Source organism: Mycetocola miduiensis, assembly GCF_900115155.1.
GTDB lineage: Bacteria > Actinomycetota > Actinomycetes > Actinomycetales > Microbacteriaceae > Mycetocola_A > Mycetocola_A miduiensis.
Map to the genome: position 1 here is coordinate 204,214 of NZ_FOVM01000003.1, position 20,402 is coordinate 224,615.

Below are 20,402 nucleotides of genomic sequence, written 5' to 3' on the forward strand. Positions count from 1 at the left end.
TGGAGCGACAATGAACGTCACATCCGATCTTGAAACGCAGCCCGCAGACCAGCCGCGACGAAAGGTGTCGGGACCACGTCCTCGCCCCCTCCCTCACAAGAAGTCTCGGCAGGCGCGCCGCGAGAACCTGACCGGCCTACTCCTCCTGCTGCCGGCCGCCGCCGTCATCGTGCTGTTGATGGGCGTGCCCCTCGTCTCGGTCATCATCGACAGCTTCACCGATCGCAGCTTCCTCAGCCCGGTGGCCGATTTCATCGGCCTCGAAAACTACATCGAGGTCCTGACCGATGACAGCTTCTGGTCGACCTTCAGCCGCACCCTGATTTGGACGGCCCTGTCGGTAGCCCTGCAGATCGTGATCGGCCTCGCCTTCGCTCTGCTGCTCAATCAGCGTTTCCGCGGCCGCGGCATCCTCCGCGGCGTGTTCCTGCTCCCGTGGGTGACGCCCGTCGTCGTCGTCGCCCTGATCTGGAAGTGGATGCTCAACGACCTCTACGGCGTGATCAACAACTTGCTGGCGCAGGTAAACCCGGCCTGGGGAGACCTCGCCTGGTTTTCTGACGAGTCGCTTGCGCTGTGGACGGTCATCGGGGTGAACGTGTGGCGGGGCGTGCCTTTCACCATGATCATCTTCCTCGCTGGGCTGCAGAGCGTTCCGCGCGAGCTCACGGAGGCGGCTGCCGTAGACGGCGCGGGCCGGCTGCGCACATTCGCCAACGTCACTCTGCCGCACCTCCGCGGCATCCTGCTGACGGTCGCCCTCATCTTCACAATGTTCAACTTCAACAACTTCGACCTCGTCTACCTGTCGACGCGTGGCGGTCCCGCGGACCGCACGATGATTCTTCCCGTGAAGACCTACGAGGTCGCGTTCAAAGGATTGCAAATTGGGGAGGCCGGAGCCTGGGCCGTCCTGATGCTCATCACAATCGCGATCCTCGCCACCCTCTACTTCACCTACGTGCGCCGCAGCGAGAAGGAGTCACGATGAAGATTCTCGAGTCAAAAACCAACCGCCGAGTTCTCCTCCTGCTCGCGATTCTCGCCGCGACGGTGTACTCGGCCTTCCCGTTCTACTGGCTGTTCATCTCGTCGATCACCGCGCCGTCCCAGTTGTTCTCAGGTGCGCTGTTCCCGTCGGCCTTCAGCGCCGAGAGTTATGTGCAGCTGTTCTCCGCCACACCGATCTTCACCTGGCTGGGCAACAGCATCCTCGTAGCGGTTATCGTCACTGCCCTGACCGTTGTCGTCGCAGTACTCGGCGCCTACAGCCTGGCGTTCTTCCCCACCCGAATCGGACAGGCGGCAGGACAGCTCATCCTCTTCACCTACATGTTCCCCGGCGTCGTGGTGGTCGTGCCCGCGTACACGCTCCTCAGCCGGTTAGGCCTCGTCGACAACCTCGTCGGGCTCGTCCTCGTCGAACTGGTCCTGACTGTCCCCTTCTGCATCTGGATGCTGCGAAGCTTCTTCCTGCAGGTGCCTAAGGAGCTGCTGGAAGCAGGCCGGATCGACGGCGCCTCTCGGATGAGGGTGCTGTGGGCCATTCTCCTGCCCGTCGCGCGACCCGGCGTCATTGCGATCGCAGTCTTCTCCTTCATCTTCTCGTGGAACGAGTACCTCTTCCCCCTCGTGCTCATCAACGCGGACGAGGGCAAGACCCTGCCGCTCGGTGTCGCCGGCTTCATGGGCAACCTGACCGTGCAGTGGGGCCCCCTCCTGGCTTCGGGCGTCGTCGCCGTGATTCCGGTGCTTGTCCTCTTCCTGTTCCTGCAGCGCCATCTGGTCGAGGGCTTGATGGCCGGGGCGGTCAAGGGATGACAAGTCCCTCGCCCGCGACCGCCTTCACCAACCCCGTCATTTCCGGCTTCCATCCCGATCCCAGCGTCTGCCGCGTAGGAGACCGCTTCTACCTTGTGGTGAGCTCGTTCGAGTACTTCCCCGGCATCCCAATATTCACGAGCACCGACCTTGTGTCGTGGCTCCCACTCGGGCACGTCCTCGACCGGCGGAGCCAACTGGACCTGTCCGGTGCCGCGGCATCAGGAGGAATCTACGCACCGACCATCCGTTACCATGACGGGCTCTTCTTCGTAACCGCGACGAACGTATCCGGCCGAGGGCACTTCATCGTCCACGCATCCGACCCCGCCGGCCCCTGGTCCGATCCGGTGTGGGTCGACCAGAATGGAATCGATCCGTCTCTTTACTTCGAGGACGGGCTCGCGTACTTCGCATCGAATATCGAACCGCACCCCGCCGGGCCCCATGTAGAGAACCCGGGCTTCGAGCGCGGCATCCAGCAGTCGCTGGTGGATCCGATGACCGGCCGCCTACTCGCAGAACCTCGCTTCCTCTGGGGCGGGACCGGCGCGCGTTACCCGGAGGCGCCGCACCTCTATCGCCGGGGCGATTTCTACTACCTCGTCCTCGCGGAGGGCGGGACGGAATATGGCCATATGGTGACCATCGGACGATCGACCTCGCCCTGGGGCCCTTTCGAGGCTTCCCCGCATGGCCCTCTGGTGAGTCATCGCAGCGTCGCTAGTCCCCTGCAGGCCGTCGGTCACGCCGACCTCGTGACCCTGCCGAACGGCGACTGGTGGCTGGTGTGCCTCGGGGTCCGCCCGGTCGGCCAGTGGCCGCGCCATCTCCTCGGGCGCGAGACCCTCCTCGCGCCGGTACAGTGGCGCGAGGACGGATGGCCGACAGTTGGCGACGGTGGCAAGATCGAGGTCGAGCAGCCGCGCCCACCGCTCCCGGCATCCGCACCGTCCCCCATAACTACGCGCGACGACTTCGACGGACTCCGTCTACGAGCGGAATGGGAGTTCGTCCGCCAACCCCTCGATGCTGAGGTGCTGCACGGAACGCGTCCCGGATGGCTGACGCTCGTGGCGGAGGCTGTCGGTCTCGTAGACCCGTTCCCGTGCTTCGTGGGCCGTCGGCAGCAGCACTACTCCTTCGAGGCGCAGACGCGGCTGGAATACTCGCCGGCCTTGGACGGCGAGGAAGCCGGCATTGCGGTGCGCATGAACGACAACCATTTCTTCGCCTTCGGCGTCCGACGGCGAGGACCCGTCAAGGAGATCGTCCTCCGCCAGGTGATCGGGCGACTGGATCTCTGCACGGTGGTCGGTGAAACGGACGAGAGCGACCTGATGCTTCGCGTCGTTGGGGACGTCGACTCCTACGTCTTCTCCGCTACGACCCGCCTCGGGACGGTGCACACGAGCGATCCTGTCGAGTCCCGTTTCCTCGCCACTGAATTCGCCGGCGGCTTCACCGGCGTTCTTATCGGGCTGTACGTCGCGTTCCCGTCCGGCCGCTCCACGCCCGCGCATTTCGACTGGTTCGATTACCGGCCGAACCCGAGCGCCGAGGACGGTGGCTCAGTCCAACTCTCCGTTCTCGAGGTCGCCGGACCAGAGGAGCTGGCGGGAAAGACGGCGACGTGACCGACGCCTGTCTCCCAACGGTCGCATCCGTAACAACCCACGAAAGGACACCATGGCCCAGCCCGTCTCCCTCAACATCGACAGCGTTGCGAGTCGTCCCGTCGTTGTCGTGCGCCGCGGCGACGACGTCGTCGAACTGACCACCCCGGTCATCGTCACCGTCCTCGACCACGAACCGGCCCGCTCCGGATATGACACGGTCGACGACGACAACGGCTCAGTTCGTGGCCAGGCGCACGTGGAACTGGTTGACGGGACGGTAGTGAGCGTGACCGACCTCCTGAGCGTCGCAGACGACAACGCCGTTCGCCTGGATCGTCGCGTGACGGTGGTCGCGTTGGGATCCGGCTCCGGGCTCCAGGTTCGGTTGGAAGGAGTGAGCCGGACGACCGGGACGACGGAGTCCGAGTGGCAGTACTACCTGCCCTGCACTCTCTACAACCGCAATGACGGTGACGGGGACGGCGTCGAGGACTATCTCGGCAGTTACACGCAGGACCTGCGTGACGACAAGAACGGAGCGCTGGCGGCGCTCGCCCGCTCGCCGAAGACGGGGACGGCCTTCTCCATCGCCCGCACGACAGTTCCGACCTTCGATACCGCGATCAGTGCCGACGACTTGCGGGCGAGGAGTTTCGTGCAGTCCACTGACATCGGCTCTCTCGGTCTCGCTCCCGGATCGGACGGCTCAGTCACGCTCCGCGCCAGCTACCCCTTCGCGGAGGAGCGGAGCTTCTCCCTCGACACCGCAGGCACCGGATGGGAGGCGTACGCTCCTCTGACGGCTGACCTGGAAATGAACCTTTCGTATGAGTTTCGCATCGAAGTCGGCACTCCCGACCTCACGGAGGCCATCTGGGCACTCTTCGAGCACCAGCGGCAGCAACTAGGAACGCAGCGCCCGTCCCCCGATGTGAGCCTTGACGAGTCCGTGGAGTACCGCCAGCTGCTGACCCAGCTCAACTACCGCAAGTGGAGCAAGGACGAGAATGAGAAAGAGCCGGCCGGCTACCTCGTGCACTTCTCGCCCCGCTCCGGCGAGGTCCGGGGCTCGCTCATCGAATTCGGGTTCTCCGGCGACCAGACACTGGTCGCGTGGGCGCAACTCGCCTACGGCTACCGCACCAACGTGCGGCTCTACCAGGACAGGGCACGGTCGGTCATCGACTTCTTCGTCCGGCACTGCCAGCTGGAGAACGGGTTCTCCCAAGGCATCTACGACCCAATCCACGACAGGTTCACCTACTGGTTCACCGGCATCCTGATGCCCTTCCAGTACGCCGAGGACGAGGAGGATGTGCGCCGTTTCGTCGGAAGGCAGATGGCCGAGGCCCTGATGCCGATCGCTCGCGAGCTGCGGGAGGTTGAAGGCAACTACATGAGAACCATGTGCGAGTCGTTCTACCCGATCCTGCTCGCGTATGAGTTGGATGCCGCCAACGGGCGCACGAACGACGAGTGGTTGACCACAGGACGTCGGTTCGGCGAGTTCCTGCTGGACGCGCAGGCTGAGGATGGGTCATGGTTCCGCGCATACGAGCCGAGCGGGGACGGCTTGACGTCCCCAGGCGCCTGGTTCGGCAAATCTTACGTGGAGCAAAAAAGCGGGACCATTTTTCCCGTCCCGGTTCTCACGATGCTGCACCGCCTCACCGGGGACGAGCGGTACCTGACCGCCGCGGAGAAGGCGGCGGACTTCATCATCCAGAACTACGTCGAGCCGACTGTATACATGGGCGGCCTCAACGACACGACCCACATCAAGTCGGTCAAAACCGATGCTGTCGGCGTGATGTTCCTCATGCGCTCGCTCCTCAAAGCCTACGAGGCCACGTCGCGGAGGCCCTACCTCGACGCGGCGGTGAAGTCAGCGAAGATCCTCTCCTCGTGGGTCTACTTGTGGGACGTTCCGATGCCGGAGGGTACCCTTCTCGCCGAGGCCGGGTTCAAGTCCACCGGCTGGGCGGGCTGCGACGTCATTGCCTCAGGTAGCTACCTGGACGATGAATTCCTCGAGTTCACTGCAGATCTCGTCCGCATCGCCGAGCTTGCCGGTGAGCCCGCGCTTTTCGACATCGCCGAGCTCGTCGAATACGGGATGCAGTACGGGGTCTCAACCCCTACCAACGACCACGGCTATGTGGCCCCGGGGATCCAGTGCGAAGGGATCCTCACGTCGTACTGGGTCAGCGCCCCTGACACCACGGAGTTTTCCGGCGCAGTGAACAAGGTGAAGGGCGACGACAACGATACCTGCAACGCACTCACCAATGCCCAGGCGGCCTACGGCATCTACAGTCTCGTCGACGCCTACGGTACCTCCGATTTCTCAGAGCTTCGCAACCAAATCTTCCAGCACGAGCGGGTGAACAAGTGACCAACCTGCAGGCAAGGGGCGAAATCGCTCCCCAGGAGGCATCCCACGCGCCGCTGCGCTGGGGAATTCTCGGGGTCGGCTACATCGCTCCCCAATTCGCACGGGACGTACTGCGGTCTCGCTTCGGCACTCTGACGGCCGTAGCGAGCCGGGACGCGGCGCGAGCGGCAGAGCTCGCGGCGGCACATGGGGCCGCTAAGCACTTCGGCTCCTACCAAGAGCTTCTTGACGACAATGAGGTCGACGCCGTCTACATCGCCCTTCCGAACCACCTCCATCTGGAGTGGACAGAGAAGAGCGCCCGCGCGGGCAAGCACGTCCTCTGCGAGAAGCCGATCGCCCTGAACGCGGCCCAAGCGGCCCGCGCTGCCCAAACTGCGGAGGAGCATGGAGTCGCGCTCCTCGAGGGGTATATGTATCGCGCCCATCCCCAGATGACTGAGCTCGTTCGCCTACTCGGAGACGGTGTGATCGGCGAGGTGCGCGTCATGGAGTCCTCCTTCGGCGGTCACATGCACGGCGGGTACGACAACTACCGGATGCAACGGGCAGCGGGCGGGGGCGCCCTGATGGACTTGGGATGCTACGGCCTGTCGCTGTCCCGGCTGGTCGCTGGCATCGGAACCGGCCGGCGCTTCGCCGAACCCGTCTCGGCCAGAGCAACCGCCCGAATCGGCGAGAGGAGCCGGGTGGACGAGTGGGGCGTCGGGGTCTTCGAGTTCGAGAACGGACTGATCTCGAGCATCACCTGCGGCAACCAGGTGGACATCCCCTCGATTGCCCACCTCTGGGGTACCGAGGGAAGCATCACGATCAGCAACCCGTGGCAGCCGGAGATTGGAGGCCGCACCCCCGAACTGCTCATCAAGCGAAACGACACGATCGAGTCGCGAGTCATCCCGAGCGACCGGCCGTTGTATGCGCTTGAGGTCGACACTTTCGCCGAGTACGTCCGCACCGGCTCGGTGCCGTTACCTGTAATGGACCTCGCCGATTCGCTCGGCAACATGCGGGCTTTGGACAGCTGGCGCCGCGCCATCGGTCTTCGCTTTCCCACGGATGAGGAGGACTAGGAAAATGCAGTTTGGAACCATTCCCGGAGTGCCCGTTCCTGTGTCGAGGCTGGTCATGGGCACCGCTGCCATGTCGATCGACGCCCGCAAAGACGCGTTCGCCCTGCTCGACGAATACGTCCGGCTGGAGGGAAACACGCTCGACACTGCCGCCATCTATGGGATCGACCGCTCGTGCGAGCGGGTCGTGGGCGAGTGGATCACTCGCAGCGGTATCCGTGACCGACTATCAATCATCGCAAAGGGCGCGTGCTCGACGTCGGCCGACCCGGAATTGGTCACGAGTGACCTCGTCCGTTCGCTGGAGGAGCTCCGAATCGAGACCGCGGACGTGTATATGATGCACCGCGACAACCCGTCGATCCCCGCGGGTGAGTTCGTGGAAGTGATGAACGAGCACGTCGCGGCCGGCCGCATCCGCGCCATCGGTGGCTCCAACTGGCTCCCTCACCGGATTGAGGAGGCCAATGCGTACGCCGCTGAGCACGGCCTCGTCGGGTTCACGGTCAGCAGCCCGAACTTCTCGCTCGCCCTCTGGAACGAGGCGACCTGGACGGACTGCTACAGCGCGTCGGATCTGCCGACTCGCCGCTGGTACGAGGAGCGTGATTTGTCGCTCTTCGCCTGGTCCAGTCAGGCGAGCGGCTTCTTCACCGGCCGATTCGACCGCGCTGACGCTGTGAACCCCGCCCTCGCGGATGTCGTGCGGGTGTGGTTCAACGATGAGAACTTCGCACGCCGGGAGCGCGCCGAGGAGACCGCCGCTCAGCGAGGGGTGTCCGCCACCGAGATTGCGCTGGCGTTCGTGCTTTCACAACGCTTCAGCGCCTTCGCCCTTATCGGCCCTCAAACGATCGACGAGCTCCGCTCCTCCATGGCGGCTGCAGACCTCGTCCTCACTCCGGAGGAGTGCGCCTACGTGAACCTGGAGTCGGACCGCTGCTCCACGGGATGGGATTCGACGGCCGAGTTCAGTGGTCAGCGTTCCTAGAAGACTGCTGAAGAAGGTACTTGGTTGCGAGCGTCTACGCGGCCTCCCAATTGGTAAGACGGAGGCCGGGCCTGTGGCCGCGGCCCCCGTCTCGCCGTTCAATGTCGCGTCAACCGCGACTCAGGCTCCTTGGCCCGTCGCCCCCAGGATCCGACGGATTTCGGAGAACTCGATCGTGCCGAAGGTGTTGCGGAGGGTGTCCAGACCATAGAGGGCTTGGGCGTTGACGAGCCCGTTGCACGTGTCGTTGTCGTCGCCCTTCTTCTTGTTCACCGCTCCTGAAAAGGCGGTCTTCTCGGGAGCGCTCAGCCAGTATGACGTCATGTAGCCCTCGCACTGGATGCCCGGTGCGGCGTAGCCGAGCATGTTGCCGGGGATGGAGAGCCCATACTGCATGCCGGCGAGCACGATCTCGACGATGTCGACGAGGTCCGGCTCCTCGGCGGCTTGCGCGATGTCGAGCATGTCGCCGACGAATTCGAGGAACTCGTCGTCCACGTAGCCGCCCCCTGGGATGGCGTCGCAGACCGCCCAGCCGGTGCTCCGGAATCCACCGACGTCGAGCAGGGACCCCTTGGGGAAGGGCACGTCCCACAGGAACAGCCACGAACTCAGGACCTTCGCCGCTTTGAGCGCTGCGCCGAGGTGACGCTGGTCGCCGCCAAGCTTGTACGCCATGATGAGTGACCGCATGGCGAACATGACCCCTACTGAGTCGATCTTCACCGACTTGATGTGCGACGTGTCGTTGAGGCCGCCGCAGTAAAGGATACCGGGGACGAAGGTGTCAGTGATGTAGTCGGCCGCACGGAGCGCGGCCTGCTTGTACTCAGCCTTGCCGGTGATCCGGTGCAGAGCCGCGAGCACCTCTATCGGGAAGATCGTGCCTGATCGCTGCTCGACGGAGGACTTACCGAACCACTCGACAGGGTTGGTGAGTCCCTCCCCCTCCGGTGAGTACCCGCGGAACCAAGCGCCGTCCTCTCCTTGCGCGGCCAGGAGAAAGGCTCCGAACCGCTCCCCCGCCGCTAGCCACTGGCTCTGATCGATGCCGTGGCGGGACTCCTCCTCATACGCGAGAAGGAGGGGGAAGATGGACTCACACATCGTGCGCGTGTAGTTGCCCGGCACAGTGCGCAAGGTCCGGGCGATTGGCCCGAGGGCTTTGGTCATCTGGCTGCCAAGGTACGCCAGTGCCTCCGAATCGTCGTCCGAGTACTGGAATGGCAGAAGAATGCCCGTGAACCACCGGACGAAGTCCTTGCTTTGCGTGTCATAGATGCCTTCGGAGAATCCATTCTCGGCTTGCATCTCACGCACGAAGAAGTCGAGGACCTTCCGAGCACGCTCCGTCCAGAGCGGCGCATCTTCGCGGTAGCCGCGGCGGATCGCGTTGAGGGCGTGGAGCGCTTGGGCGCCGGTGAAACCGAACTCGATGAGCGAGCCGAGGGTCTCGCCCTTCCGAGGCGAGAAGTGCGTCATGTAACCGGCCGGACGCTTCGGGTCCACCTCTGCGTCCCAGTCCTTGAAGTAGAGCTGGGTGAGAAGGAAGCGGTGTCGCTCGAGTTCTTCCATGGGTAGGGGAAGCTCGGCGGGGCGTGTTTGCAGGCGCGCGATCTGCCGCTGCGTGACGCTCCAGATGGCCTCCGTCAGGTCCTCGGCGAAGAACGTTCGCAACTCGTACTCGACGACGGCGGTGCGACCTTCCCTGATCGGCAGGAACCCGGCCCATCCACGACCGCTGGTCTCCAGGCTGAAGGTGACTTCCTCACCGAAAGGGTATCCCGCCCGAAGCGCAAGGGGCTCACCCTCACGTGAGTCGATGCCGAGGGAGCCGATGTCCGAGTCGCTGATGACCACTCCGCTCACGAGTTCGTCATCGGAGATGGCTGAGTCGAAGGTGGGGACGCTTGTGCGAGCCAGACTGAAGCCCTGATTTTCCTGCGGCAGGTAGGCAAGGACGGCTAGGTGCCCGTTGCGGTCGTCGCGGTACTCCTGGACGTAGCCGCCCAGGTAGTCCTCTTTGCCGTCGAGGTCCGTGTCGTTGCGGTTGTATAGGGCACCTGTTACGTAGAACTGCCAGTCCGCCTGCTGTGCAGGCACCGTGCTTTCGACTACGAGCTCGGCGCGGACCCCGGCAGCGGAGCCTGCCGTCGGAATCGAGATCGAACGGCTCACCTGCACGCTGTCACCCTCGGACGAGGGTGACCAGCGGTCCAGCACGACGACGCGGGTACCGTCGGGAAGAACGGTGTCCAGCCGGCCGAGGCTCGCCTCCTCGTCTTGCTCGACGGAGTCGTATGCGCGGGCGGTAACGACGCCGTCATCGGTGATGAGGCGGACGGGCGTCGAAGTTGCGAAGAGTCCGGCGTCACCGGAGCCGAGTTGCAGCCCAGTGCCGTTCTCCGCATCGAAGGGCGTCACTGCGAGTCCGGTCGCGGTTTCGAAGTTAGTCATTTGTTCGCTTTCTAGGAAGGATGGAGACAAGAGGAGAAGTTGAGAGAGACAAGGAGCCGATTCAGCGCGCCCCGAGCAAATGCTCGGTGGCGAGCTGCTGCAAGCGCACGAACCCAAATCCCTTGCCGTTCAAGTAGGCGGACGCGTCGAAGTCCTCGAAAGCAGAGCGGTCGCCGAGGAGGTCGTCGTAGCTCTCGTGTTCGCCCAACGTCGGTTGTGCGAGCTGGGGTGCCTTGGCAGCTTCCAGTGCCTCCCGCACCTCCGGGTCAGCACGGAACGCGGCCGCCCGCTCCTTGAGGAGCAGGTAGTTGCGCATGTTTGCACGCGCGGACTCCCAGACGCCCGCCTCGTCCTCGGTGCGGCTTGGCTTATAGTCGAAGTGGCGCGGGCCGTCATAGGAGCGTCCGCCCTGAACGCCCCCGTTCTCCAGCAGATCTACGAGAGCGAACGCGTCGTAGAGGTCGCCGTGGCCAAAGACGAGGTCCTGGTCGTACTTGATACCCCGCTGGCCATTGAGGTCGATGTGGAAGAGTTTCCCCTGGTAGAGCGCCTGGGCGATGCCGGCAGTGAAGGACAACCCAGCCATCTGCTCATGCCCGGTTTCCGGGTTGATGCCGACCAAATCCGGACGATCGAGGGTCTGAATGAACGCCATCGCGTGGCCGAGCGTAGGCAGCAGGATATCGCCGCGGGGCTCGTTCGGCTTCGGCTCGATTGCGAAGCGGATGTCATAGCCTTTGTCGGTGACGTAGTCGCCCAGCAGATTGACGGCCTCGCGGTATCGTTCCAACGCGACACGGACGTCCTTCGAATGGGCGTACTCCGCCCCGTCACGGCCACCCCACATGACGTAAGTCTTGGCGCCGAGCTCGGCCGCGAGGTCGACGTTCCTCAGCACTTTCCGCAGCGCGAACCGGCGCACCGAACGGTCGTTGGAGGTGAAGCCACCGTCCTTGAACACCGGGGCGCTGAACAGGTTGGTCGTGACCATGGGAACAATCAGCCCGGTGTCGGCCAGGACCTGCTTGAACCGGTCGACCTCCCCTTGCCGGACCTCGTCCGACGCACCGAAGGGGAACAGGTCGTCGTCGTGGAAGGTCACCCCGTACGCGCCGAGCTCGGCCAGCTTCTCCACGGCATGGACCGTATCGAGTTGCTTGCGCGTTGGACCGCCGAAGGGATCGGCACCGTTGTAGCCGACCGTCCACAGGCCGAAGGAGAATTTGTCGTCTCGGGAAGGCGTAAGTGTCATTTTTGTCCTAAAGGTAGGGGCATTCGCCGTTGAATCGAGCGGCTGGTAGGCGGAGCGGGCGGACCGCCCACTCCCCTTCCTGCAGCCGCGACCAGCGAAACACTTAACCGCATAAGATGCAATAGTGACTCACGAAACATCAGGCCAGGAGATCGCCAGCCGCCCTCGAATCGGTGACATCGCGCGAGCTGCCGGGGTGTCCACAGCGGCCGTGTCTTACGCTCTGAACAACCGGGCCGGTGTGTCCACCCAGACCCGAGACCGAATTCTGGATGTGGCCGCCCGCCTCGGTTGGTCCCCGCACGACGCCGCCCGGCGGCTGTCGTCTGCCCGTTCCGAGACAATTGGCATGGTCATCGGGCGTTCAGCCGAGGTGGTGGCGACCGAGCCGTTCTTCGGTTCTTTCACGGCCGGAGTGAGCGAGGTTTTGTCAGGGGAGAGCCATTCCCTCACGCTGCAAGTGGTTCCCGATGTCGATGCCGAGATGTCGACCCTGGAGAAGTGGTGGGCCAGGAGGACCGTCGACGGCGTCCTCCTGCTGGACCCGCGCGCCGCCGATCCAAGAATTCGCCTCGTCGAGAAGCTCGGCATGCCCACCGTGGTTGCGGGAGGCCCCGTCGCGAACGCCTCTGTCACATCAATCTGGACCGACGACGAGGCCGGCATGCGTGAGGCCGTCGCCCACCTGCTCGCTCTCGGCCACCGACGCTTCGCGAGGATAAGCGAGTCAGGGACACTGCTCCACAGCATGACCCGAACTGGAGCGATGGTCGGGGCACTTCGGGAGGCAGGGCTCCCCAAGCCGACGGTGTTCGAGCTGGACGACACACCGGATTCTGCCGAGACACTCACCCATCGCCTGCTCGACCAGCAGGTACGGCCGAGTGTCATCCTCTGCGACAACGACCTCGTCGGGATTTCCGTTCTCTCGACACTGCACGAACGGGGACTCGACGTGCCGCGCGACATCTCGGTCATGGTGTGGGATGACTCTCTCCTCTGTCAGCGAATGAGCCCAAGCCTTTCCGCCATGCGGCGCGACGTCCTGAGCTACGGGGCGCAGTCCGCGCGAGCTCTGCTCCGTATGGTGCGCGGGGCGGCACCGTCCGTCGAGCTGCACAGCGTCCCCTCGTTCATAGCCCGCGCGAGTACCGGCCCCGCGTGAGCATCCTCTCGGTCGACCGCTGCTGCTATCCACCCGACCCACGAATTGAGTCTCGCGTGAGCAAAGGCCAGGAGGCTGAGACGCCACACATCTCTAGGGCTACGCGGCGAAGGAATCAGAATTGCAGTCTGACTCTTGACCAGTGACAGCAGGTCGACGGCACCCGAACCAGCGCGTACGAACTGAAGCGCAGCTTCCTGGTCCCGTTGGACCAGGAAGCTGCGCTTAGCGCGATGGGGACTTCGCTGACGAACGCGGCGTATTGGAACGGCAACGCGACGACACTTCCACGCCCGGCGCCTGGAAGGCGCAGATCCTCGGCTGGGCTGTGTCAGGCGCGGACGAGGGCGTTGTTAGTCCAGTTGGTGGCGACCTCCACGCCGGCGCGGACGAACAGTTGGGTGAGCGGGCATCTCCGAGCAACCTCAGCAACGAACTCGTCGAACGCGGCGTCGTCCAGCTCGGTCTCGACCTCAACGGTAAGAACAACCTTGGAGAAGTTCGCGTTGCCGTCTGCACCGAAGACGAGCACCGAGTTGTCGAGTTCTGCCTCGACACGGCCGTTGAACTCTCCGAGCACAATGCCCTGCCCGAGGGCAACGATCTTGGAGGTCACCTGGTTACAGGAGACGAACGCTCCAAGAACGTAGTCGAGGGGACTTGGTGCACTGTCGGTTCCTCCGAACGCGGGATGGCCCTCTGCGCGGATTGAGTGGTCGCTTCCTTCGATGGAGATCTCTTGGAGAACACCCTCCCCTTTTCCATGAAGATTGAATTCGATGATGGAACCTTTGGTGTGCAGCGGCATGCCGATCTCCTTCGAGTGTTGGTATTTCTTGTGAGCCTAAGGTGCCGGCCCGAGGAGAAACACGAATATGACGCTCTAAGACGAACCCATCGAGGCGGACTCTTGGAAGTAAAGGATTCCGATCAGTGCGATGGCGGCAGTGCTGCTCCGTCGCACACCTTCACGCGGGACTTACTCGGCCGGTAGTGATGCCCACCCTCAGCCGGCGAAGCTACGACGAGGCGCCGGTGTGCCCTCTGTTTCTGTTCGGACGAAAACAGGACCTCGCCTACCAGCAGGAGGTCGCGGGAAATCCGGCCAAGCGGCATCGCGTGCGGTTCTACCCCGGTGCACAGCGATCCCGACGTACGAGTGGATGTGATCGCGGACTTCTCCGCGGGGTATCACTCGCGCAACGGCGGAGGTGACAGCATCCGCGTCCTCCTTCCACGCAGGTCCCCTAGATGGGGTGATTCGCTCCCGAATTTCCGTGCAGAGCCGTATTGGGCAGTTCCTACCGTTTCCGGTGGCCCCAGCAGAGAAACCCTCAGCGGGACGTTGACCTCAAGCGGATCTATCTGCAGACGGTCCGGTATCTGGACCAATTGAACTGTCGATGGTGATCGTGCAGTCGCGAGGCTTCACGCGAGCCGCGTGGTCCTCAGTTACCGTGCTTGGGGATCCTTTTTGCGCAGGTCGTCCGCGACGCTGATGAGCACCTTTCCGGTGACTCCGTGTTCAACGGCATCGTGAGCGGATGCCGTGTCCTCGAGTGAGAACCACGTCAGGGGCAGCCCGGCTTCCGCGCCCACGGGGAGAGCACCCGCCTCGAGCGCGGCAGTGATGTCTTCCGCGGCGACGGTGAGTGCCTCCCGCCCCACGGTGTAGAGCAGCAGTCCTTGCCAGCGAACGTTCTTCGCATAGCTGGTCGTGATCGGAGCGGTGAACTCGTCACCGTTGTTGTTCGCGTAGTACGCGATGCTGCCGTGGTTGGCGAGCACCTCGACATCGAGCGCAGCGTTCTGAGCGGGCGCGACTTCGACAACGTGGTCGACACCGCCTGGAGCGACGGAATACACCTTGGCCGAGAGCTCGCCATCCGGGTACTGAAAAACGTGATGAGCGCCCGCGGCGCGGGCGAGTGCCGCCTTGTCGTCGTTGCTCACCGTGGCAATCACGGTGGCACCCGCCCATACCGCCAGTTGGATCGCGGCGTGCCCGACGGCCCCTGCTCCGCCCTGCACCAGCACCACACGGTCGTCGAGGGCGGCGGGTGCGAGACGCGCCGGGCCGAACTCGTGCACCGTGAGCGCACGGTGGGCGGTCATCGCGGGAACGCCCAGGCTGGCGGCGACGTCGAACTCGATGCTGTCGGGCAGGCGGACGACTCGGCTTGCCGGCACGACCGTGAACTCCTGCGCTGTCCCCGTCGGACGCTGGTGGGCGGCGAGGAAGATCCACACACGGTCGCCGATCCTCAGATCTTCGACGTCCGAGCCGACAGCATCGACGACCCCGGCGCCATCCTGGTTCGGGACAACCTCTCCGAACTCGGCGGGCTTGCGCGCGCGGGCCTTCCAATCCGTCGGGTTGACGCCGGACACGGCGACACGGACTCGGACCTCATCCGGGCCGGGCGTGGCGGGCGCGCGTTCGGCGAGTTCGAGGACGGACGAAGGGCCGGAACGTGAGTAAATGATGGCTCGCATGATGGGTCCAAGGATCGGGCGGCGGCGAGTATTCCCGTGACCCTTCTCGTGGAGGTAGGGAGGTTCGGATCCGGCGCGCGAGACGGTGACGGCCGCACAAGACGCAGCTCATGAATGTCCCTCACCGATGGTGTCGGCGACGTGGACGGACACTCCCCGACGCGAACTCGACCGGTCGAGGTTGAGAGGAGCGCACTGCGCCGCCACGGGTCAGCGCTGCCGTCCGGGGAGATCCCACCGACAGGCAGATCTCTTAAGTTCAATATTGCGTTCTTCAGCCGCTTCGATGAAAACGGCCTCATTGTCGACGAGCGCCGCTACTACGACGTTTTGAACCAGCTCGAGCAGCTCGGTCTCGCCGAGTGACCGCCTCCAGACCGATACGGGGCTCAATATGACCGCTTTCCGACGTTGAGCACAACCCCGCCCTGGACCGGCAGGGTGCCGGTCGACGACACGGCTCTCGCCGTCACCGATTCAGGGGGCTCGGGGCCCTCCGTGGTCTACCTCAACGGACAGTTCGCCACCCAAGGCTATTGGCGGCGGGTCATCGCCGAGCTGGGGTCGGGCTGGCGGCACCTCACCTACGACGAGCGTGCCCGCGGGCGGAAGTCGGGGCGTTCTGCGGACTATTCGTTCGAGGCAAGATTTGAAGGTTTCATTCCCGACGGTTGTTTTCTGAGGACCGCATGATCGTGTTGCCGACGCGTGCCGCGAGCAGGATCGAGACCACGACCATCAGACCAGTGGCGGCGAGTGCTATTCCCAGGAGGGAGTCGGGCCAGCTGAGTGATCGTGAGGAAAGGCTCGTGATGAGCATGTATGCGGTGAACCACCCGAGGAAGACAGCGGGCGCCAGAATGCTGAGCAGGGGGACGAGAGTCTCCCAGGAAATGATTCTTGCTAACGTATTTCGGGGCATGCCCATGAGCTGCAGCAAACTCAGAGTGCGCTTCCGGTCATAGAGCGCAGCCGTGGTTGCAATCGCGAGGACTGCCGCGGTGAGGAAGGTGACGAGGACAATCGCCAGGCGCCCAATCTCGGCGAACTGCGTCGCGAGGTCACTGTCTGTGTCGACTACATGCTCGGCACGTGTCCACACGCCTGCCGAACGATCGACGCCCTCGAAGGTCAGCAAGGCGGTTCGGGCTTCTTCGATGGAGGGAGCCCGACTATCGGTCTGCGCGATGATGTCGTTGATGCGCAGGCCGTCGAGCGTGGAAATGGTTGCTTCGTGTAAGGCCGGACCGTCGGGCGCGAGCGAGTAGATGCCGCCGGTCAGTTCGCCGATGTCGCCAGCGAAAGCGTGGTTGGTCAGCATCCGTGCATCGTCGCCTGCGATGTAAATCCCTTCACCATCGGTGTAGGTGAAGTGCACGCTGGTGATTCCGGAGACTCGGCTGAGGCGCTCCTTGACCGACGCACCTGCGATGTCGGTGTCCAGTTTGACGTTCGCAGCGACAGCGTTCTCGGGCAGGAGCGGCTCCGAGGTGTACGAGCCTGCGCTCCCGCTGGCGGATGCTGAGAACGCGAAGACACTGATCAGGAACGTCGCTGCGACGAGCCCCGCAACCGACCGGAACCCGGCTCGGGGTGTACGGACAATGCGGCGGGAGGCGATGACGGCGTCGCCGGCCTGAGCGAGGCGCGCGAACCACGTCCCCGTCAGCCAGGTGAAGTACGGGCCCGCGATCAGAAGTCCCATCGCGATCAAAGCGAAGCTCGCGACGATCGGGATAACGAGCGGCACCGGAATCTGCCCAGCGAACGTTTTAACCAGGAAGAACAAGCCTAGACCCGCCAGCAGCGGGATCACCCGCGCGAAGCGGGGGGCGGCCTCGAACACAGCCTGCGACGTCGCGCTGCTGCCGGTGCGCCGGGCACTTCGTAGGGCTGCCACGACAGCTCCAATGACCACGGCAACCGCGACGACGAGGACCACCGTGTTCGACACGGCGAGATCGTCGGCAATGAGTCGTTCGCCCGCGACGGGGAGGAGCGCGAGCAGAGGGCGCAAGGCAAAGAATCCGCCCACGCCGAGTGCCGCGCCAAGGACGGCGGTTCCTGCCGCCTCGGCCAGGGCAACTCGCTTCACCAGCTTTCTGGGTGCGCCGATCGTTCGCAGCGTCTGCCACCGCTCAGCTCGTGCTGCCGACCCCAAGGTGGTGGACACGGCCACGAGCAGGAAAGCGGGAATGAGGACGGCCAGTGCGCCGACCAGCGCGATCGTCTGATAGTTCTGATTGCCCCCGTAAGCGCCGGCGTAAAAGCTGTCCACCACTCCGGCGGATAACAGTGCCGAGACCCCCTCAGGTGTCCCGCCTACGACAACCACGAGCGAGTCCGGACTAGCCAGAAGGCTCTCCGGGATCGTGCCGACCTGTTCACCGTAGCGGTCCTGCAGTTGCGTCGAGGGCGTGTTCTTGATCAGTTCAGTGAGCGCCGGCGAGGCCTTGTATGTGCCCGGGGTCGGGACTTCCATACCGGGAAGCACCGCTTGTGCGTGGGCCGGTGCGGCGATATCGAGTCGATCGATCCGTTCGCCGCCGAAGATGTCGTCCGATCGTGCCGCGATAGTGTCATCGGTCGTCGCGGTGCTCAGGTCGTTCACGGCCGGCTGAAGCCAAGAGGAGCGAATGTCGCGGGTCTCCAGCGCGTTCGCGCCTGCGACGAGCAGCAGCGCGAGTAACACACCGATGGCTACCCCGACAACGATGCCTGCGAGGCGCACCCAGTTGCCACGTGTGCCGAATATGAGAAGACGAAGCACCCCCATCAGACTGCGCTCTCGAGAGCCGGGCTCGTGACGCTGCCGTCACGGATGAAGATCTCACGGTCACTATAGGCCGCGACTCGTGCGTCGTGTGTGACGATCACGAGAGTGGTGCGCGTGCTCCGCGCCACGTCGGTGAGGGTCTCCATCACCCTCTCCGCGGTCAGAGAGTCCAACGAGCCAGTGGGCTCGTCCGCGAAGAGCACCGCCGGTGCATTCACGAGGCCGCGGGCCAGGGCAACGCGTTGCGCCTGCCCACCCGAGAGTTCCGAAGGAAGGCGACGTTCCATGCCTGCGAGCCCGAGACGTTCCAGCCACGAGTGCGCCTGCACGAGAGCTCTCGCACGCCTTGTGCCTCCGAGCATCAGCGGCAACGCCACATTGTCCTCGGCGCTGAGTTCTGGCAGCAACTGCCCGAACTGGAACACGAACCCCAATCGAGTGAGCCGGAACAAGGAGCGCTGATCCTCACTGAGGTCACTGATCCGCGTGTCACCAATGGTCACCTCCCCGGTGTCGGGAGTGATCACTCCCGCGAGGCAATGCAGCAGCGTCGATTTTCCGGACCCGGAAGGACCCATCACCGCGACGATCTCGCCTTGGCGGATGGTGACATCCACGCCGCGAAGCGCATGTGTCTGCCCGTGGTGCTTCTCAAGCCCGCGGGCGGTGATAAGTGCCGGTGCAACCCGCGGGGGGCCTATGTGTTCGAGTTGTGTCATGCCAATGTCTCCTTGAGATTCGTGAGTCGTGCTTCCGCCATATCGATCCACCGGATGTCCGCTTCGACGCGCAGGAGCGCATGGTCGTACGCGAGCACATCAAGCAGCGCGGCGTTCTGTTTGGCTCGGGTGAGTTGCCTCATCGCATTCAGCAGGGCGCTGCGCTGAGCGTTGAGGATTCGCGTGACGTCCTCGTCAAGAAGAAGAGCGATTACAACCTTTGCGAACAGATTCGTGCGCGACACACTTGCGTCTGCGTCCGTCGTCTTCAGCCACTCGATGACGCGTTTTCGACCGTCAGGCAGAATCCGGTACTGCTTCCTGGACGGACCCGATCCGTCCTCGACACCCACCATTTCGACCAGGTCATCACGGGCAAAACGGGCAAGCATCGCATACACCTGGCCATACGCCAGAGGTCTTGCGCCGCCGAAGTGCTCGTCATAAAGCTGCTTCAGCTCATACCCATGTCCCGGCCGTGCCTCCACGAGGCCCAGGAACGCCAGAGAAGTATCCATACACAACACTATACACTTCGCGTATACGCTCAGTGAATAGCTTGGACTTGCGGATAGTGCGGCAGTCAAGAAACCTCCGTTTCAGGGCGTCCTCCACGGTCATAGAACAAAAGGATCGCAATCGCGTAGAGCGCTCCCCCGCGTTCCACGAGCATCAAACCCGTACCGACGACGCATCGATGTCGCGTGGCTCAAACGACGACCGATGTAACTGTCTAGTCCGCCTGCAGGAGTTACACGAGCGAAACCGTCGAGCAATTGGCGGGCAATGTCACGGCTCCACACTGATGTCATCCCACGACACTGAGGTGAGAGATGACGATTACAGCTCCAGCACCGCACAGCACCCAGCAATCCGACCTGACGGTCACCAACCTGACCCGTATCTTCACGGCGCCCGACGGAACCGAAACGCGCGCCCTCGTCGACGCGTCGTTCACCGCGAAGCCCGGCGAGTTTCTGTCGATCATCGGTCCGAGCGGCTGCGGCAAGAGCACCCTGTTCAACGCGGTCGCCGGACTCGACCAGCCGACGTCCGGTGACATCTCGATCAACGGCAGCCCGATCGTCGGCCAGCAGGGCCACGTCGGCTACCTGCTGCAGAAAGACCTGCTCCTCCCCTGGCGCTCGGTACTCGGCAACGTCACCATCGGACTCGAAGTCTCCGGCGTTTCCAAGAAACGCGCCAACGAGATCGCACTGCCGATGCTGCAGGCATACGGACTCGGCGAGTTCGTGAACCACCGCCCCGACCAGCTCTCCGGCGGCATGCGGCAACGCGCCGCCCTCCTCCGCACCATTCTGTTCAACCGCGACGTCATCCTCCTCGATGAGCCATTCGGCAAGCTCGATGCCCAGACCCGCGCCACCATGCAGGAGTGGCTGCTCGACCTCTGGGACGACTTCCAGAAGACCGTCGTCTTCGTCACCCACGACATCGACGAGGCCATCTACCTCTCCGACCGCATCATCGTGATGTCACCGCGACCCGGCCGGATCATCGCCGAGCTGCCGGTGGATCTGGACCGTCCGCGCAAACCGGCGGTCGTGACATCCGCCCGCTTTATCGATTTGAAAACCGAAATCCTCGACCTTCTCGCCACCGGACAGAACTGAGGCA

General features: G+C 63.9%; 16 protein-coding genes and 1 pseudogene. 10 read left to right on the forward strand and 7 right to left on the reverse strand.

The window, feature by feature from the left end; translation table 11 throughout:
• Positions 1-10 precede the first annotated feature (10 nt).
• From BM197_RS06830 to BM197_RS06850, 6 genes are read left to right on the forward strand one after another with little or no spacing between them, the layout of a single operon-like run.
• Complete coding sequence (locus BM197_RS06830) at positions 11-991, forward strand: carbohydrate ABC transporter permease (protein ID WP_090709995.1); 981 nt, start codon at positions 11-13, stop codon at positions 989-991.
• Entirely contained in the window at positions 988-1,821 is an 834-nt protein-coding gene (locus tag BM197_RS06835; protein ID WP_090709997.1) for a carbohydrate ABC transporter permease, read from the forward strand. Before BM197_RS06830 ends, BM197_RS06835 begins: the two co-directional genes overlap by 4 nt.
• The gene (locus BM197_RS06840) at positions 1,818-3,458 is read left to right on the forward strand and encodes a glycoside hydrolase family 43 protein (RefSeq protein ID WP_090709999.1); all 1,641 of its coding nucleotides are present in this window, start codon (positions 1,818-1,820) and stop codon (positions 3,456-3,458) included. The genes BM197_RS06835 and BM197_RS06840 overlap by 4 nt, the downstream gene beginning before the upstream one ends.
• Positions 3,459-3,510: 52 nt before the next feature.
• On the forward strand, positions 3,511-5,835 hold the full coding sequence (locus tag BM197_RS16100; protein WP_143095018.1) for a hypothetical protein: 2,325 nt from the start codon (positions 3,511-3,513) through the stop codon (positions 5,833-5,835).
• Positions 5,832-6,908 carry a Gfo/Idh/MocA family protein gene (locus BM197_RS06845; RefSeq protein ID WP_143095019.1) on the forward strand — a complete coding sequence of 359 codons (1,077 nt, stop codon included), beginning with the start codon at positions 5,832-5,834 and terminating at the stop codon, positions 6,906-6,908. The genes BM197_RS16100 and BM197_RS06845 overlap by 4 nt, the downstream gene beginning before the upstream one ends.
• A 4-nt stretch (positions 6,909-6,912) precedes the next feature.
• A complete protein-coding gene (locus BM197_RS06850) occupies positions 6,913-7,899 on the forward strand; it encodes an aldo/keto reductase (RefSeq protein ID WP_177216752.1) in 987 nt (328 codons plus the stop codon).
• Positions 7,900-8,019: 120 nt separating this feature from the next.
• Here the strand turns inward: BM197_RS06850 and BM197_RS06855 are convergent, their stop codons facing one another.
• Positions 8,020-10,356, reverse strand: coding sequence for a hypothetical protein (locus BM197_RS06855; protein WP_090710004.1), 2,337 nt, complete (start codon positions 10,354-10,356; stop codon positions 8,020-8,022).
• A gap of 61 nt (positions 10,357-10,417) precedes the next feature.
• Positions 10,418-11,608, reverse strand: a complete 1,191-nt coding sequence (gene xylA, locus BM197_RS06860) for a xylose isomerase (RefSeq protein WP_090710006.1) — start codon at positions 11,606-11,608, stop codon at positions 10,418-10,420.
• 124 nt (positions 11,609-11,732) lie between these two features.
• Here xylA and BM197_RS06865 point away from each other — a divergent pair, with 124 nt between their 5' ends.
• On the forward strand, positions 11,733-12,773 hold the full coding sequence (locus tag BM197_RS06865; protein WP_090710008.1) for a LacI family DNA-binding transcriptional regulator: 1,041 nt from the start codon (positions 11,733-11,735) through the stop codon (positions 12,771-12,773).
• Between the two features lie 331 nt (positions 12,774-13,104).
• Here BM197_RS06865 and BM197_RS06870 read toward each other — a convergent pair whose 3' ends face one another.
• Complete coding sequence (locus tag BM197_RS06870) at positions 13,105-13,581, reverse strand: OsmC family protein (RefSeq protein ID WP_090710010.1); 477 nt, start codon at positions 13,579-13,581, stop codon at positions 13,105-13,107.
• A 173-nt stretch (positions 13,582-13,754) separates the two neighbouring features.
• Between BM197_RS06870 and BM197_RS16590 the strand changes: the two are divergent.
• Positions 13,755-13,995, forward strand: a pseudogene (locus BM197_RS16590) (LssY C-terminal domain-containing protein); the annotation flags it as partial.
• A gap of 230 nt (positions 13,996-14,225) precedes the next feature.
• Here the strand turns inward: BM197_RS16590 and BM197_RS06880 are convergent.
• Entirely contained in the window at positions 14,226-15,269 is a 1,044-nt protein-coding gene (locus BM197_RS06880; RefSeq protein WP_090710012.1) for an NADPH:quinone reductase, read from the reverse strand.
• 114 nt (positions 15,270-15,383) lie between these two features.
• Here BM197_RS06880 and BM197_RS06885 point away from each other — a divergent pair, with 114 nt between their 5' ends.
• Positions 15,384-15,635: a nuclear transport factor 2 family protein gene (locus BM197_RS06885; RefSeq protein WP_090710014.1), complete on the forward strand. Its 252-nt coding sequence runs from the start codon at positions 15,384-15,386 to the stop codon at positions 15,633-15,635.
• 292 nt (positions 15,636-15,927) lie between these two features.
• On the opposite strand, the gene BM197_RS06895 is transcribed toward BM197_RS06885, so the two are convergent.
• Genes BM197_RS06895 through BM197_RS06905 form a run of 3 tightly spaced genes read right to left on the reverse strand, consistent with a single transcriptional unit; the run spans position 15,928 to position 19,282 of the window.
• The gene (locus BM197_RS06895; protein ID WP_177216753.1) at positions 15,928-18,039 is read right to left on the reverse strand and encodes an ABC transporter permease; all 2,112 of its coding nucleotides are present in this window, start codon (positions 18,037-18,039) and stop codon (positions 15,928-15,930) included.
• 5 nt (positions 18,040-18,044) lie between these two features.
• Complete coding sequence (locus BM197_RS06900) at positions 18,045-18,764, reverse strand: ABC transporter ATP-binding protein (protein ID WP_090710018.1); 720 nt, start codon at positions 18,762-18,764, stop codon at positions 18,045-18,047.
• Entirely contained in the window at positions 18,761-19,282 is a 522-nt protein-coding gene (locus tag BM197_RS06905; RefSeq protein ID WP_090710020.1) for a PadR family transcriptional regulator, read from the reverse strand. The genes BM197_RS06900 and BM197_RS06905 overlap by 4 nt, the downstream gene beginning before the upstream one ends.
• Before the next feature lie 315 nt (positions 19,283-19,597).
• Here BM197_RS06905 and BM197_RS06910 point away from each other — a divergent pair, with 315 nt between their 5' ends.
• On the forward strand, positions 19,598-20,398 hold the full coding sequence (locus BM197_RS06910; protein ID WP_090710022.1) for an ABC transporter ATP-binding protein: 801 nt from the start codon (positions 19,598-19,600) through the stop codon (positions 20,396-20,398).
• The last annotated feature ends 4 nt before the right edge of the window (positions 20,399-20,402 follow it).